This is a genomic window from Exiguobacterium sibiricum 7-3 (genome assembly GCF_000620865.1).
Taxonomy (GTDB): domain Bacteria; phylum Bacillota; class Bacilli; order Exiguobacteriales; family Exiguobacteriaceae; genus Exiguobacterium_A; species Exiguobacterium_A sibiricum_A.
This window is the reverse complement of record NZ_KK211190.1, coordinates 814,443-830,513: the sequence shown is the minus strand read 5'-3', so window position 1 is coordinate 830,513 and position 16,071 is coordinate 814,443. Positions and strand designations below refer to the sequence as shown.

At 46.3% G+C, this 16,071-nt stretch carries 13 protein-coding genes and 1 other annotated feature; of the genes, 9 read left to right on the top strand and 4 right to left on the bottom strand.

Translation table 11 applies throughout. The annotated features are described in order from the left end of the window. Positions 1-102: 102 nt before the first annotated feature. A complete protein-coding gene (locus P402_RS0105150) occupies positions 103-918 on the top strand; it encodes an NAD kinase (protein ID WP_026827725.1) in 816 nt (271 codons plus the stop codon). Positions 919-952: 34 nt separating this feature from the next. Here the strand turns inward: P402_RS0105150 and P402_RS0105145 are convergent, their stop codons facing one another. Both P402_RS0105145 and ezrA read right to left on the bottom strand, forming a co-directional pair. Beyond that, positions 953-2,512, bottom strand: a complete 1,560-nt coding sequence (locus tag P402_RS0105145) for an amidohydrolase (protein WP_026827724.1) — start codon at positions 2,510-2,512, stop codon at positions 953-955. Positions 2,513-2,578: 66 nt separating this feature from the next. Further along, positions 2,579-4,285 (bottom strand): septation ring formation regulator EzrA, encoded by a 1,707-nt coding sequence (gene ezrA / locus P402_RS0105140; RefSeq protein ID WP_026827723.1) that lies wholly within the window; start codon positions 4,283-4,285, stop codon positions 2,579-2,581. A gap of 219 nt (positions 4,286-4,504) precedes the next feature. On the opposite strand from ezrA, the gene P402_RS0105135 reads away from it, so the two are divergent. From P402_RS0105135 to P402_RS0105125, 3 genes are all read left to right on the top strand, one after another. Further along, entirely contained in the window at positions 4,505-4,990 is a 486-nt protein-coding gene (locus tag P402_RS0105135; protein WP_026827722.1) for a GAF domain-containing protein, read from the top strand. 226 nt (positions 4,991-5,216) lie between these two features. Beyond that, a complete protein-coding gene (gene rpsD, locus P402_RS0105130) occupies positions 5,217-5,816 on the top strand; it encodes a 30S ribosomal protein S4 (protein WP_026827721.1) in 600 nt (199 codons plus the stop codon). Between the two features lie 117 nt (positions 5,817-5,933). Next, complete coding sequence (locus P402_RS0105125) at positions 5,934-6,461, top strand: biotin transporter BioY (protein ID WP_026827720.1); 528 nt, start codon at positions 5,934-5,936, stop codon at positions 6,459-6,461. A gap of 48 nt (positions 6,462-6,509) precedes the next feature. Here P402_RS0105125 and tyrS read toward each other — a convergent pair whose 3' ends face one another. Then, positions 6,510-7,757 (bottom strand): tyrosine--tRNA ligase, encoded by a 1,248-nt coding sequence (gene tyrS / locus P402_RS0105120; RefSeq protein WP_026827719.1) that lies wholly within the window; start codon positions 7,755-7,757, stop codon positions 6,510-6,512. Between the two features lie 50 nt (positions 7,758-7,807). After that, positions 7,808-8,009 (bottom strand) — a binding site (T-box leader). Positions 8,010-8,159: 150 nt separating this feature from the next. On the opposite strand from tyrS, the gene P402_RS16255 reads away from it, so the two are divergent. Beyond that, complete coding sequence (locus P402_RS16255; protein WP_051525122.1) at positions 8,160-10,724, top strand: transglycosylase domain-containing protein; 2,565 nt, start codon at positions 8,160-8,162, stop codon at positions 10,722-10,724. Positions 10,725-10,857: 133 nt separating this feature from the next. Here P402_RS16255 and acsA read toward each other — a convergent pair whose 3' ends face one another. Beyond that, positions 10,858-12,561, bottom strand: a complete 1,704-nt coding sequence (gene acsA / locus P402_RS0105110) for an acetate--CoA ligase (protein WP_026827718.1) — start codon at positions 12,559-12,561, stop codon at positions 10,858-10,860. A 146-nt stretch (positions 12,562-12,707) separates the two neighbouring features. Here acsA and P402_RS0105105 point away from each other — a divergent pair, with 146 nt between their 5' ends. From P402_RS0105105 to P402_RS0105090, 4 genes are all read left to right on the top strand, one after another. Then, complete coding sequence (locus tag P402_RS0105105) at positions 12,708-13,340, top strand: GNAT family N-acetyltransferase (RefSeq protein ID WP_026827717.1); 633 nt, start codon at positions 12,708-12,710, stop codon at positions 13,338-13,340. Positions 13,341-13,351: 11 nt separating this feature from the next. Beyond that, a complete protein-coding gene (locus P402_RS0105100) occupies positions 13,352-13,984 on the top strand; it encodes an acetoin utilization AcuB family protein (protein ID WP_026827716.1) in 633 nt (210 codons plus the stop codon). Then, positions 13,981-15,174 carry an acetoin utilization protein AcuC gene (locus P402_RS0105095; protein WP_026827715.1) on the top strand — a complete coding sequence of 398 codons (1,194 nt, stop codon included), beginning with the start codon at positions 13,981-13,983 and terminating at the stop codon, positions 15,172-15,174. The genes P402_RS0105100 and P402_RS0105095 overlap by 4 nt, the downstream gene beginning before the upstream one ends. Positions 15,175-15,280: 106 nt before the next feature. After that, positions 15,281-16,045, top strand: coding sequence for a FixH family protein (locus P402_RS0105090; RefSeq protein WP_026827714.1), 765 nt, complete (start codon positions 15,281-15,283; stop codon positions 16,043-16,045). Positions 16,046-16,071 lie beyond the last annotated feature (26 nt).

Below are 16,071 nucleotides of genomic sequence, written 5' to 3'. Positions count from 1 at the left end.
AACACAAGATTTCTGCCCGCACTTTGAGCTAGCAGTACCGGTTTTTGTCAAAGACGGGTATAATAAAAGAGTTCATGAAACGCTTTCAAGGGGGAATTGACCATGGCTCGAAACAATGTCTACCTGTATTACCGTAACAAACAAAGACACGAGACGCAGGTACGTAAACTGATTGAAGTAGGAAATCGGTATGGATTGAATGTCGTCCAGGATCACAAACAGGCTAACATCATTGTCTCCATTGGCGGAGATGGCGCCTTCCTTCAAGCAGCCCGCTTTACGGGATTCCGGGAAGATGCCATTTATGTCGGGTTTGCCGAAGGACCGAACTCATTTTATTGTGACTTCGATATCAATGATCTCTCTTCGGTTGAAGCCATCTTCAAGGAAACCGGAAGCCGTGCTTCTGAAGGCGAAATTGAAGTCCGTCGCTATCCGCTTCTCGAAGCTTCGATTAACGGTGGACCAGGCATGCTGTGTCTGAACGAATGTTCCGTTAAGTCGAGCATCATCAAGTCGCTGGCAATTGAAGTTTACATCGATGGGTTCCTGTTTGAGACATTCCGCGGGGACGGTATGGTCATCTCGACACCGACCGGCTCCACTGCCTACAATAAATCATTGTCAGGTGCAATCGTCGATCCATTGATCCATTGTCTTCAAGTCAGTGAGATTGCCTCCGTCAACAACAACCGTTACCGGACACTCGGATCGGCATTCCTCTTGAATCGCGGCCGTAAGTTGTCTTTACGCATCATTGAAGATGGCAACGACTATCCGATCATCGGAATGGATAATGAAGCCCTCAGTTTAAAACGGACAGATTCCGTCGATATTCAATTATCGGAAAAAGAACTCAAGACAGTTAAATTAACGAATAATACATTTTGGCATAAAATCCAACGTTCTTTCTTATAAAACAAAAAAACTGCCAATCGGCAGTTTTTTTGTTTTACTTCATGACTGGTGTTGCTTCAAAAACGGTTTTCCCTGCTTGAACGGTTTCAAGCAGCCGGTTGGTTAAGACAGCTTCCCCACGTAACGTATAAAAATCCTGTTCAAAGATCACGAAGTCCGCATCGTATCCCGGAAGCAACATGCCTTTTCGTCCATGTGTATCCGTCGCGATATGCGGATTTTTCGTGAACAACAGCAAGGCTTCATACATCGACAACACTTCATTCGCCTTATTGATAGTACCCGCCGTTCCAGTTGTCGCAGCATACAACGCCCGCCGGACATCCGGACTTGAAATCGGGGCATCGGACCCACCACAGAGAAGCGCCCCTGTATCAGCAAGTGATTTTAGTCGATACGCCCAATCCAGCCGGTTCAAACCAAGACGGTCTTGCGCAAAATCGGCATCATCAAGCAAGAAGACCGGTTGTACATCGATCAAGACCGGCAATTTACGAATTCGTGCCAATAGTTCCGGACGTACGACGGTTGCGTGGATGATTCGGTCCCGTGTCCCTTTCGGAGCCGGATATTTTTCAAGGACGGCTACGAAACGTTCGATCGCCAAATCACCGATGACATGTGCTGCCACCGTAAAGCCGTAACTCCGGGCCCGTTTGACGAGTTGCTCGAGTTGTTCCGGCGAATGGACTTCGATGCCGCGTGTCGTCGCGTCATCTGAATATCCTCTGCCGAGCAATGCTGTCCGTCCACCGAGAGCTCCGTCAACGAACAGTTTCATCGCCCCGGTCGACAGCGTCGACGGCAGGACAGGATTCATCTGAATAAGCTGATCGATAACTAAATGATGAACAAGCAGATGGGCATGGAATCCCGTTTCTTCCGTCACTTCACTGTACGCTTGCAAGACTTCGGCTAAATCGCCGTGATAGGCCAAATCTTCCGTATGGGCGGCAACGATCCCATGACGGTGCAAATCTTTAATGGCTGACCGCAATGAGGATTTATTCCGCTCGACTGATCCCGACTGTAACGCATACAACGGTTCAATCGCCGCATCATAAAGGAATCCGTCCGCTTCTCCCGATTCGAGCAATCCGATTTTCCCGCCTTCGACGACGGTTGACGCTTTGTACCCCAATTGTTTGAACAAAACATCATTAACGAGTACGGTATGCCGATCCGTCCGCTTCAATAAAGCCGGTTCTGTCGGGAAAAGCTGATTTAACCACGCTTTCGTCGGTGCCCGGTCAAGCTTCGTTTCATCGTATCCTTCCGCCACATGTAGCCCATTGATGGCTTCTGCCTCAGTAAACGCTTTTCCCAATTCCGCTAACGTCGTATAACGCGACGCATCAACCCGCCCGATGGCTTCGCCGTATCCGATCAAATGAATATGAGCGTCGGTGAAAGCCGGATAAACGGCTTTCCCGTTTAAATCAACGATTGACTGAATCCGTCTTCCAAACCGCCGGCGTAACTTACCCTCTTCGCCCATTGCAATGATCCGTTCTCCTTCAATGAACATCGCCGAATGAATATCTGTTTCGTGCGTCATTGTTCGAATGATTCCGTTTACGTACAGTTTCCCCATCTCAATCGCTCCCTTTTTTACAAAAACAGGGTGACCTGGACGGCCACCCTGAATTGTCAGTGATGATTATGCATGCATCGTTTCCGGTTGACCACATGCTTTTCGAATACGTTCAATCGAGTCAGGCTCAAACTGTTCCAGCACTTGTTCACCTAACGTGATCGTCCGTTCATAGTCTCCGGCCAGGAACTTCGTCTCAGCAATCGTCAACGACATATGTATCTCATTATCCTGTCGGCGGAATCGATTTGCGTATTGAACGAGTCGTTCTGCATAAGTGACTTCGAATACTACTTTATCTATCCGTTCTTGCAATGTTTTAAACGTCCCGTTGACATCTTCACTCTGGGAAACGATGTAATGAACGTTAAACGGTAACTCTTCCAACCGCGTCTCAAGCATCTGTAATGAACGACTTGATGCCTGTAAGGCTTCTTCGACGTCTGCCGGAATTTTAGGAAGACCAAGTCGTTTTAAGCGCAAGCGGATGGTCGATAACAGTTGTCGCCATTCGGTAACACGTTGACGGACTTCTGTTTCTTCCTTCCGTAACGCCTGCAACTCAACGGCGAATCTTTCATATTGAATCATCAACTGTTCTTCCAGGCGAACAGCATCCCGCATTTGATCTTCGAGCATACTGAAGGGAATGATCCGGCTCGCGATGGATTCATCCAAATCCTTCGCGGCTCCAAACAACATTTCTTCATCGCGTTGAATCGATTCGTAATGTTCACCCAAATCTGCTGAAATCTCATAATTTTCCCGCAGCATACTGAACTCCTGTGCCAATTGATGGACCTTTTCGCGCATCCGTAATGCTTTTTGCTTCAACGATTGATTTTCTTTTTTCACATGGTGCCGGGCATCGACTTCACGGCGGAACGTATCGTACATTTGGTCGATGTCTGAAGCGAGCTGTTGCACCTGCTCTTCAAGTCCGGTAATTTCAAGGAATTCGAGCTTCTTGACGAGACTCAAGCGTTGTTCTTCAAATCGCTTAATGTCGGATTGCATGCCGAGTGGTTCAAGCGGATACCCATCCAGTGTCATCTCTTTATAACCAGCTCCGAGCTGGTCAATCCGCTGTCTGAGTTCATGAGCGAGCGTCTTCCACTGCTGTGGAATCACTTCGACGAGTTGACGTGTTTCTTCTACTTTTGTTTCAAGTAACAAACTTGTCTCATAGGCTTTCGTCACTTCACCCGCTTCTTCAAAGGCAACCATCTCAATCCGCAACTGGTCAATCTGTTCCGCCTGTTCTTCCAATTTAGGTAACGCAGGTCCGAATGACGTCGCCTGCAACAATAACGATTTACGAATTTGACTGGAGTTTGTTTCGCCTTGTGCCTTAAGCTCCGCCAAGACCGATTGATTTGTCTTGAACGTCGACATGTCTACCAGCATCTCATCAATTAATCCTTCGAGTTCGGCAATTAATTGTTCTGTTACTTCCAGATCATTTTTAACCGCAACAAACCGGTAACGATCCAGCCCTTCTTCCGCTCGATATAATGTCTCATCGATTTGTGCGACGTGGACTGTCACTAATTCCTCCCATGCCTGATGCCAGGAAGTGAATTTCGTCTCCGTCTCACCCGCCATTGGGAGTTCCTTCAGTTCTTGCAACTCCTTCGGAATCGACGCGCTGATGATTCCTTGTTTCCGAAGATCAAGTTCATCGATTTTCGTATAATATTTTTTCCGACTGATCATGCTAAACAGCATGACGAGTAATACGATGACGATGACACCAATCACCCATGCCCACATTTGCTACGACCTCCACCCTATCAAGCGACTTTATATTTTGAGAAATTCGCTTTAATCTTATCCTTATAATAGTATAGCGCAACCGATTTGCATAGATTTACTCGGGCTTTTACTAATTTCTTCCGAATTTTTAACCGGGTTTCTTGAAATCAATTGTTTGTCAGTCGTGTGAAAACCCGATAAGATGATTAAAATATGATTTTTCAGGAGGAATTCTACATGTTTGAGACAACGACTTATGATGGTGACCGGACAAAACAATACGAGATGCTGAATAAACAGCTTGATGCGTTACTGACTGGGGAAACCAATCAGATTGCCAACCTTTCGAATGCAAGTGCATTACTCGGTCAATTTCTCGACCGGACGAACTGGGTCGGGTTCTATTTAATGGATCCGGAACAAAACGAATTAGTCCTCGGTCCATTTCAAGGGTTGCCGGCGTGTGTCCGGATTCCGCTCGGACGAGGAGTTTGCGGAACAGCAGCTCAGGATCAAACAACACAGCTCGTAATGGATGTTCATGCATTCCCGGGGCATATCGCCTGTGACGCGGCAACTAATTCGGAAATCGTCGTGCCGTTGATCAAAAACGGAAAAACGATTGGTGTCCTCGACATCGACAGTCCGGAACTCAATCGGTTCGACGAGACAGACCAAGCCGGTCTCGAAGCGTTCACCGAAATTCTTCTTCGCCATATTTGATTGACAGCAGGAATCAGCAGACGTATACTTGTAAAAGTGCAGAAATGATAACGATAGCGGTCAAATCGCTTACGTATCACATTTCATGACTCGGCTTTTGCCGGAGGGGCATCGTGTAACTTTGCTATCAAGCGAGGGTGCCACATCATGAAATGGGCGTAACGTGGGTTTGATGGCGTTATTATTTTTATGCAAATAATAACGAACACTAAGGAGGAGTCTTATTATGGCTCGCTATACAGGTCCAGCTTGGAAACTTTCACGTCGTCTCGGTATCTCACTTACTGAAACTGGAAAAGAAATCGCAAAACGTCCGTACGCTCCAGGACAACACGGTAACAGCCGTCGCAAAATGTCTGAGTACGGTCTTCAACTTCAAGCGAAGCAAACGCTTCGTCACATGTACGGAGTAAACGAACGCCAATTCAACCGTATCTTCAACGATGCTGGCAAAATGCCTGGTATCCACGGCGAGAACTTCATGTTCTTACTTGAAGCACGTCTTGACAACGTCGTTTACCGTATGGGTATGGCTCGTACACGTCGTGCTGCTCGTCAGCTCGTCAACCACGGTCACATCCAAGTTGAAGGTGCTCGCGTCGACATCCCGTCGTTCCGCGTGAAACCAGGTCAAACGATCTCAGTTCGCGAAAAATCGAAGAACTTTGTCGTTATCAAAGAAGCACTCGAAGTTGCTCCAGCAACTAAAGACTTCGTTACTTTTGATGCTGAGAAGCTCGAAGGAACGTTCGTCCGTCTTCCAGAGCGTTCTGAATTGAACGATCAAATCCAAGAACAACTCGTTGTTGAGTACTACTCACGTTAATCAGTTGTTTCAAGCATCCACTCCGGTGGGTGCTTTTTTTATGTTTCCCTTTTTCATGTTTTGTGTTAACCTTTATTTTATATTGGTTAACACATAACGAAGAGGACGTGTCATAACATGAAAACAAAAGATCTTACATTTATCGCTTTAGGTGCTGCCATCATTTCTGCGGTCAGTCTGTTGCCGCAACTTCAACTCGTCGGACCTGTTCCGATCACACTTCAAATGCTCGCCATCATGACGGTTAGTGCCATTCTCGGTGCCAAACGCGGTGGACTGGCTGTCCTGATTTTCTTACTGCTTGCCGCTGCCGGACTTCCTTTACTTGGTGGAAAAGGAGGATTGGCTCCGTTTGTTGGTCCGACCGCCGGTTATCTGATTGCCTTCCCGATTGCTGGTTTCTTCATCGGTCTCGTCGCTGAAAAGACCCGTCGTTTCGTTCCGCTGTTCATCGGGATGCTCGTATTTGGGCTCGGGCTCGTCTATCTGCTCGGCACATTCGGTTTAATGGCCGTCTTGCATCTATCATTCCTCGATGCCCTGACGATCAATATTCCGTTTATTCTCGGAGATGTCCTAAAAGCGTTGCTCGCAACAACGATTGCCGTTCGTCTGCTTCCCCTTCGCTTGTTCCGTGTCGCTTAAACCAAAAACAACGCTGACGAAATCGTCAGCGTTGTTTTTTTATTCACTTCAAGCGTGCTCGAGCACAAAGTATTTCTTTTTCCCACGACGGATGATTGTGAAATCACCAATCGCATCCTGGCGTGTAATCTCTTTCGTTAATTCCTGTTCCCGTTCTCCATTGATGTAAATCGCACCGTTCGTCACATCTTCACGGGCTTGACGTTTTGACGGGCTGATTTTGGCTTCGACAAGGATATCGACCAAATTCGTTGCCTCTCCCAATGTAAAGCGTGGCATTCCTTTAAAAGCATCGGCAATATCTTCCGCTTTCAACGATTTGATTTCACCGCTGAAAAGTGCCTTTGTAATTCGCTCTGATTGTTCGAGTGCCTCTGCGCCATGAACTAGAACTGTCATCTCTTCTGCCAACCGGCGTTGCGCGACTCGTTTTTCAGGTGCCGTCTCGACTTCCCGTTGAAGAGCGTTGATTTCGTCAGGTGTCAGGAACGTAAAGTATTTCAAGAACTTGATGACATCAAGATCGTCGACGTTAAACCAGAACTGGTAAAACTCGTACGGCGTCGTTTTATCAGCATCGAGCCAAACTGCTCCACCGGCCGTTTTCCCGAATTTTTGACCATCGGATTTCGTGACGAGCGGCACTGTAATCCCGAAAGCTTTTTGATCGTGACCGACGCGGCGGATTAATTCCATTCCCGCCGTGATGTTCCCCCACTGGTCACTTCCGCCGACCTGCAGACGGCACCCTTCATTTTCGTACAGCTTCAAGAAATCAAACGATTGAAGCAACATGTAAGAAAACTCTGTGAACGAAATCCCGTTTTGGAGGCGTGAGTCCACTGAATCTTTCGCCAACATGTAGCTGATCGGGAAATGTTTTCCGATGTCGCGCAAGAAATCAATGATCGTCAAATCCTTTGTCCAGTCGAGATTGTTCGCAATCGTGACCGGATTTTCACCATCAAGCGGTAAAAAGCGTGACAATTGCCCTTTAATCCGGTTCGCGAATTCTTCGACGATATCCGATGTGTTCAAAGAGCGTTCTGTCGAGCGGCCACTCGGGTCACCAATCATCCCAGTTGCTCCTCCGACTAAACCAATCGCATGATGCCCTGCTTGTTGGAATCGTTTTAACACAAGAATCGGCAATAAATGTCCGATGTGGAGTGAATCTGCCGTTGGGTCAAAACCTGTGTAAAGCGTCGTCGGGCTAGCAAGTAATTCCTTAATTCCTTCTTCGTCCGTCATTTGGCTGATCAATCCGCGAAACTCTAAATCTTCAAGTAACGTCATCTGTCTTCCCCCTAAAAATAGTCTAAAAAAAAACCGTCCCCTCGTCTGAACGAAGGGACGGAATATTCCGTGGTACCACCCTAATTGCATGAATTTCATGCCACTTAGATTGCTGATAACGGGGCAATCCGCTTGATTTCTCAAGAAGCTCCTGGAAGCGTAATTCATGAAGCGCTATGTCCTAGTTCGCAGCACCACTAGATCTCTGATACAGGGAGCGGTTCATTACTTTTTTCCAATCACAGCTGATTCTACTATACATTTGATGAAGATGTTTCCATGATACGTTGAAGCAGAATCGACTGTCAAGCCATTTTCTAATACTTCAATTATGGTATAATACGTCTATCTGTGATTTAATGTTAATTTACACCCAAGTTTAAGATGTAAAGGAGATCATTTATGCGCGAGAACTGGTTCAAGTTTTGGAATCACCCCCGGACGAAAGCCGTTCGGCACTGGTCAAATATCACATACGACGTATCTTGGAATATCATTTTATTCCTCATTATAGGGGTCTTGTTGGTCGGTAGTTTTTCTGTCGGGGCAGCAGGCGGCTATTTTGCTTCGCTCGTCAAAGATACAAAAGCACCGAAACTGGCAGAAATGAAGCAGCAAGTAAACAGTTATGCCATTACGAGTGAAATTTATTGGGGGAGTGGCGAGAAGCTGACTAATATTGCGACGGACGAAGAACGTCAACCCGTTAATATTAAAGAAATTTCCCCTTATTTACTCGATGCCGTGTTATCGACAGAGGACGTTGATTTTTATGAACATGATGGTATTGTTCCAAAAGCAACGCTACGCGCCGTTCTTCAAGAACTGACGAATTCTTCGTCACGTACAGGCGGAAGTACCTTAACACAACAGCTGATTAAAAATCAGATTCTGACGAATGAAGTCTCGTTTGAACGGAAGGCTAAAGAAATCATTCTGGCTCTGCGTCTTGAAAATGCGATGACAAAAGACGAAATTCTTCAAGCTTATCTGAACGTCGTGTCGTTCGGACGAAATTCACTCGGACGAAATATCGCCGGAATCGAAGCTGCGTCACGTGGTGTCTTTAACAAACCTGCCAAAAAACTGACGTTACCACAAGCTGCTTTCCTCGCCGGTATTCCAAAAAACCCTTACTATTACACACCTTACCTTCAAGGTGGAATAGTCAAAAAGGATTTGACACCGAGTACCAATCGTATGAAAACGGTCTTAAAGCGAATGTATGTCGCGAAAAGTATTACAAAAGCACAATATGAAAAAGCTGTAAAATACGATATTACAAAAGATTTTACCAAAACATCGAAACGTTCCCGTGATACGTATCCGTACGTCTATGATTTAGCTGAAAAAGAAGCACTTAAAATCATGACGAGCTATTTCATGAAACAGGACGGGATCAAAGAGGATGAAGTCAAACCTTCTGAACTTGCCGAAGTCAAAGCCAACTACCGCGACCAAGCATTGATCGCGATGCGACAAGGTGGATATAAAATCTATTTGACGCTGGACAAAAAGATTCACGAAGCAATGCAGACACCGGCTAAAAATGCGGCTAACTTCCCGAGTGCACCGCAGTATAAGCAAGTCGTCAATCCAAAAACGAAAAAGACAGTCACGAAAAAAGATCCAGAAGAAACCGCTGCTGTCATGGTTCAAAATGAAACAGGTCGGATTTTAGGATTTGTTGGCGGGCGTTATACGGATGGAACAGCGGATGATTTCAACCGCGCCTTCCAGGCAAAACGTCAAATCGGTTCGACCGCTAAACCAATTCTTGTTTATTCAAACGGTATTGAAAATGGATTAATTACACCGGCATCGACTATTAATGACGAAGAATATTACTATCAAACAGTTCCGCGTCAACCCGGTGATAATCCGATCAACAATGAAGGCGGACGTTACCGCGGAAACGTCACTGTCCGTGAAGCATTGGAGCTGTCTCTCAACGTTCCTGCCGTTAAGACGTACGAGAAGATGAACATGTCGAATTCAATTCAAAAATTAGTCGATATGGGAATTGAAATTCCCGATAATATCCGCTACGCTCCATCTGCCGCTTTAGGAACGATGGAAATCACACCGGTCGAACTCGCCGGTGCTTATGCAACGCTTGCCAACTATGGTGAATACGTCAAACCGTATGTCATTTCGAAGATTACGAAAGACGGCAAAAACATCTATAAAGCAAAATCAAAGAAAAAGCGTATCTATCAAGATCGTACCGCTTATTTGACGCTCGATATGATGCGAGGTGTCTTTGATAAAGGAACGGCGCAATATGCCAATTCATTACTCAAGGCACCTGGTGATTGGGCAGGTAAAACCGGGACGACGAATGAAATCAAAGACTCATATCTTGTCGGTTCAACACCTGGTGTCACGCTTGCCGTCTGGACCGGACATGACCAAAACAACTCCTTGATGGGTGCGACGACGTACTATCAACGGACACAAAATCTTTGGGCTCAAATGGCGAATCTGACATATAACGCAAACAGCAGTTACTTCAAGTCAGGTGCCCGATTCAATCAGCCAGCCTCTGTCAGTGCAGACGACTTCAAAAATACCGGTCGTTTCAAAGAGGAAGATCAAAAGAAAAAAGAAGCGGAAGCGAAGAAAAAAGCGGAAGCGGAAAAGAAAAAGCAAGCCGAACAAGATCGAAAGAAAAAAGAAGCAGAAGCGAAAGCCGATGCGGATGCCAAACAAAAAGCAGACGATACGAAAGCCAAAGCCGATGCGGATGCCAAACGCAAAGCGGACGAGGCGAAAGCCAAAGCCGATGCGGATACCAAACGCAAAGCGGACGAGGCAAAAGCTAAAGCCGATGCGGATGCCAAACGCAAAGCGGACGAGGCAAAAGCTAAAGCCGATGCAGATGCCAAGCGTAAAGCGGACGAGGCAAAAGTCAAAGCCGATGCAGATGCCAAGCGTAAAGCAGACGCTAAAAAGAACGCTGATTAATCTAAATTCCGTCACTAAAACATCGACTCTACAGAAAGAGTCGGTGTTTTTTTAGCGTTCCGTTCAAAACCAAAAACAGATCACCTACTTCCGATGTTTCCGGAAATAAGTGGTCTGTTTTTGTAAGATAAACTTAGTCTTCCATCGTCGAAAGATCTCCAGCTTCGAGATTCAATTCCCAAGCCTTTAAGACACGACGCATGATTTTACCACTGCGTGTTTTCGGCAGTTTGTCGCGGAAGTCGATTTCACGCGGAGCCGCATGAGCTGCCAGCCCCTCTTTGACGAATTTTTGGATTTCTTGTTTGAGTTCTTCTGTCGGCTCATAACCATCTCTTAATGAGATGAAGGCTTTAATGATTTCACCACGAACCGGATCCGGTTTCCCGATGACACCCGCTTCTGCAACAGCCGGATGTTCAACCAAGCGGCTTTCTACTTCGAACGGTCCAACACGTTCTCCGGCAGTCATGATGACATCATCGACACGACCCTGGAACCAAAAGTATCCTTCATCATCCATATAAGCTGAATCGCCGGATACATACCATCCTTTGAAGAAATACGACTCGTATTTTTGTGGATTGTTCCAAATTTGCCGCATCATCGATGGCCATGGTGTTTTTAACGCTAAATTCCCCATCCGGAAAGGAGGTAACTCGTTTCCTTGATCATCTACAATCGCCGCTTTCGTTCCCGGAATCGGTTTCCCCATCGATCCTGGTTTGATGTCCATTGATTTGTAGTTACAGATCATCATTGCACCGGTCTCAGTCATCCACCACGTATCATGAATACGTTGATCGAAAGCTTCTTTCCCCCACCGGATGACTTCCGGATTCAGTGGTTCCCCGACCGAAAGGACATGCCGTAAACTGGACAAATCATGTGTATTCGCGACTTCCGCACCAGCACCCATCAACATCCGAAAAGCAGTTGGTGCACTGTACCACACTGTTACTTTATATTTTTCGATGATACTGTACCAGAAGTCCGGATTAAAACGACCGCCCACAACGACATTTGTCGCACCGTTCAAGAAAGGTGCAAAGATACCGTAGCTCGTCCCCGTGACCCACCCTGGATCAGCAGTACACCAATAAACATCTTCTTCTTGTAAATCGAGTACCCATCGCCCTGTCATCATATGTTGAATCATTGCATTCTGGACATGCAAAACGCCTTTCGGTTTCCCGGTCGAACCCGATGTATAATGAAGAATCAAACCGTCTTCCCGGTCAAGCCAAACCGGCTCAAACGATTCAGACGCTTGACTAAAAGCCAGTCGGAAATCTTTAATTTTATCCTTTTCCTCGACGGCGTCATCGACTAGCAAAATCTGTTCAAGTGATGTCAGTTCATCAACAGGAACCCGCGGTAATAAAGCTTTTGTCGTAATCAGCATTTTTGCTTCCGAATCCAGTAAGCGATCCCGGACTGCTTGTTCCATGAATGCTTCAAATAGCGGACCGACGATTGCACCAACCTTCAAAGCACCGAGTAAGGCAAAATACAATTCCGGAGAACGTGGCATGAAAATGAAAATTCGATCTCCTGCTTCGACGCCTGCTTCTTTCAGGACGTTGGCCGCTTTATTTGTCATTCGTTTCATATCGGCATACGTAAATGTTTGTTCTGTTGTCCCGTCGAAATAAATCAGTGCCGTCTTATTGGCACGTTCACCTTCAGCATGACGATCGATTGCTTCGTAGGCCATATTGACTTTCCCCGTCGTCGACCACGAAAAATATTGTTCCGCTTCTTGCCAATCATATGAATCTGAACCATCATATTCGGATAACCAATGCTTCCCCGGAAGCGCTTTCAAAACTTTCATGTCTCGTTCCTCCCCTTCGCTGTTCTCTCCTACATTATAAGCTAGTTATCGTGTAGTTCAATCCATTTGCCGCCAATTTGTTAAAAAATCCCTCTCTTTCTTTCTCTGCTTTCGATTATAATGAACAGGAAGGTGGTGACGCTTACATGTTTGAAAAACAATTCAATCATCGTACTCATGAAACATCGCTTGGTCCAGTGGAAATTGAAGGACCGGTCACAAGCCAGGTACTTGCTACTTATACACTTGATCCAGGGCTAACAGCTTTTCGACAACCCGCGGAACAGCTTGAAGCACTCGTTGAAATCGCTGCTTTGGAAGAAGGACGTATCATCATCGCACGACAAGGAAATGACATCATCGGCTATGTAACCTTTCTATATCCCGACCCTTATGAGACATGGAGCGAGGGGAACAATCCGTATATTCTAGAGCTCGGCGCCATCGAAGTAGCCGCCCGTTTTCGTGGGCAGCAAATCGGTAAAAAGCTTCTCGAAGTTTCGATGCTTGATCCAGCGATGGAACAGTATTTAATTTTAACGACAGAATATTATTGGCATTGGGATTTAAAAGGAAGTGGTTTATCCGTTTGGGACTACCGTAAAATCATGGAAAAAATGATGAACCACGGTGGGCTAGTCTTTTTCCCGACGGATGATCCAGAAATCGCCTCGCATCCTGCCAATTGTTTGATGGCACGGATCGGTAAACATGTCGCACCTGAAGTCGTTGCGCATTTTGATGCGTTACGGCTCCGTCGTCGCTTCATGTACGATTAAGGAGGGCTCGCATGTTAATCGAACAAATCATGAAGACACATTGTATTACTATTCAACCTACAAACTCGATTGCTCATGCCGCTGAGTTGATGCGCCGTCACCAGATTCGTCACCTGCCTGTGACGAACGCCCGACAGGAACTGCTAGGCTTGATTGGTCTGCGGGAGATGCAAAGTGCAAGCAGCGTCTTTCACCCGGAAACTTTTTTAAATGATCAGCAAAATGCCGTTTCTAGCATCATGCAACGAACACCAATTACGGCTCATCCGCTTGACTTCATCGAAGATGCGGCCGTCTTGTTTTACGAACACCGTCTCTCCTGTCTTCCGATTGTTCGGGGACGTCGCTTGGTCGGTCTAATAACAGAAACGGATTTGTTGCGGACCTTCGTCCAATTGACCGGCGCACTCGAACCGAGTTCACAAATCGAAGTCCGCGTCGAAAACACGGCAGGAACGCTTGCTAAAATCGCCGGACTCCTGGCGAAAACAAACGTTAACATCTTAAATGTCTTAGTCTATCCGACAAACGACCCGTACGTCCGAATCGTCGCTTTTCGTGTCCAAACGATGAATCCAATTCGTGTCATCGAAAAATTACGAAAGGAAGGATTTGACGTGGTCGGTCCTGATATGAGCCGATGAAAGAGTTTGCTTATCTTTATAGCAAAGAAGAGGCCGCCTACCGGTTCTCCGACTCCCATCCGTTTAATCCTATCCGTCTCGAATTAACACTGTCCTTATTGGAAGCAACCGGTGCTCTCGAGAATGTCGACTGCATCGCCCCCCGTCCGGCAACAGACGAGGAATTATCGTTGATTCATGATCCGGATTACATACAGGCGGTGAAACTCGCAGGACACGGCGAACTCTCTCCAATGAAGGCTCAAATGTACGGATTAGGAACCGAAGACACGCCACTTTTTGATCAGATGCATGAGAGTGCTGCCTTACTTGTCGGTGGAACAATCGAAGCCTGTGAACTGGTCCTGTCCGGTCAATACCGGCGAACGTTCCATATCGGAGGAGGTCTGCATCATGGCTTCCGGGGACGGGCTTCCGGCTTTTGTATCTACAACGATACTGCCGTCGCGATGGCAGCTATGATTCAAAAATATAACTGTCGGATTTTATATGTTGATACCGATGCCCATCATGGCGATGGGGTTCAGTGGGCTTTTTACAATCAGGCGGATGTCATGACGTTGTCGCTTCACGAAACCGGACGTTATTTGTTTCCCGGAACCGGAATGGTGACGGAGCGTGGCGCAGAGGAAGGGTATGGATGGAGCTGGAACGTTCCCTTTGACGCCTTTACGGAAGATGCTTCTTTTTTACATGCCTACCGGACAGTCTTGTTTGAAGCGTGCGAACTCTTTAAACCGGATTTGATCATTACTCAAAATGGCGCGGATGCACATGCACTTGATCCCTTGACCCATCTGTCGTTAACGATGGAGAGCTACGAACAGATTCCACAAATCGCTGTTGAGGCTGCTGACCGGTACACAGACGGCCGGATTGTAGCTTTAGGTGGTGGCGGTTATGACTGGTACCGTGTCGTCCCCCGCGCCTGGAGTCAAGTATTTGCCGCTTTGACAAATAAATCTCCTTTTCGGGGAAACCTTCCGGAAGAATGGATTAAGCGATGGCAAAAAGAAAGTCCAACCGTTCCAATGACGTGGGCCGACCCTGTTCCGCTTTACCCGATGATTCCTCGCCGTCCGGAAATTGAAGAAAAAAACTGGGAGACCGTCAAACGATTACTGTGGCCGTTTGTCGACGATTCTAAAAAAGAACACTTATCGTTCTCCTCCCCTTATTCAAACGATTGAAAATGTCTTGTTCTTTTCACAATTACTTCGCGGGCACTTCACAAGTTCTTGTTATACTGAATAAGCTTTCATTACTTTATTTAGTAAACGAAAATTGGGGGAATCCGTGTTGAAGAAAAAAACAATGAGCTTCATGGGGATGTTCTTCGCGACAGGACTTTTACTTGCCGGATGCGCGAATGACAAACAAGCGATGGATCATGATACAATGCAAGGATCCGGAAAAAAACCAGTCGACGTCACGGTTGATGTACCGGCGAAGACGATGGAAAATCAAAAAGTAGTTTTCCAAGCGACAGCACTTGAGAATAAGAAGGCTGTTAATCTGGAAAACGTAGCTTTTGAAGTCTGGAAAGCTGATGAAAAAGAAGCGGTTCATCAAAAGTTTAAAGCGGCATTAAAAAAGACAGGTACTTATCAAGCCGAAGCCAAGCTTGCTGAAGGCGAATATGAAGGACTTTATCATATCAATGATAAAAACGGACTTCACCATATGGATAAGATCTCATTCGTCGTTATGGATCACTCGCATGAAGACACGAAAAAGAACACGACTGAACAGGCACATGAACACGCTACCGTCGAAGGATTATCTGTTCATTATATGGGCGCTAAAACAATGAAAGCCGGGGCAAAACTCCCCGTCCCCTTTCATGTCTTCCTGAACGGCAAGCCGCTCAAGGCAGATGTTCAAATTGAAGTCATCGAACCCGGTATTGAAAAACATACGTATCTGCCGCTCACTAAAAAATCGGATCAATATGCAGGCGAAGTTTCGTTGACACATCCAGGGGAGACAATTATCCGCCTTCATGTCGAGAATGATCAATTGCATCACCATCAAGACCAAACGATTTTAGTTAAGCCATGACCATAAAAAAAGTCTGTTCTTTTTCG

Excerpts from the sequence above, each read along its gene's own strand:
- P402_RS0105150 (WP_026827725.1), top strand. The coding sequence starts at position 103 with ATGGCTCGAAACAATGTCTACCTGTATTACCGTAACAAACAAAGACAC.
- P402_RS0105145 (WP_026827724.1), bottom strand. The coding sequence starts at position 2,512 with ATGGGGAAACTGTACGTAAACGGAATCATTCGAACAATGACGCACGAA.
- ezrA (WP_026827723.1), bottom strand. The coding sequence starts at position 4,285 with ATGTGGGCATGGGTGATTGGTGTCATCGTCATCGTATTACTCGTCATG.
- P402_RS0105135 (WP_026827722.1), top strand. The coding sequence starts at position 4,505 with ATGTTTGAGACAACGACTTATGATGGTGACCGGACAAAACAATACGAG.
- rpsD (WP_026827721.1), top strand. The coding sequence starts at position 5,217 with ATGGCTCGCTATACAGGTCCAGCTTGGAAACTTTCACGTCGTCTCGGT.
- P402_RS0105125 (WP_026827720.1), top strand. The coding sequence starts at position 5,934 with ATGAAAACAAAAGATCTTACATTTATCGCTTTAGGTGCTGCCATCATT.
- tyrS (WP_026827719.1), bottom strand. The coding sequence starts at position 7,757 with ATGACGTTACTTGAAGATTTAGAGTTTCGCGGATTGATCAGCCAAATG.
- P402_RS16255 (WP_051525122.1), top strand. The coding sequence starts at position 8,160 with ATGCGCGAGAACTGGTTCAAGTTTTGGAATCACCCCCGGACGAAAGCC.
- acsA (WP_026827718.1), bottom strand. The coding sequence starts at position 12,561 with ATGAAAGTTTTGAAAGCGCTTCCGGGGAAGCATTGGTTATCCGAATAT.
- P402_RS0105105 (WP_026827717.1), top strand. The coding sequence starts at position 12,708 with ATGTTTGAAAAACAATTCAATCATCGTACTCATGAAACATCGCTTGGT.
- P402_RS0105100 (WP_026827716.1), top strand. The coding sequence starts at position 13,352 with ATGTTAATCGAACAAATCATGAAGACACATTGTATTACTATTCAACCT.
- P402_RS0105095 (WP_026827715.1), top strand. The coding sequence starts at position 13,981 with ATGAAAGAGTTTGCTTATCTTTATAGCAAAGAAGAGGCCGCCTACCGG.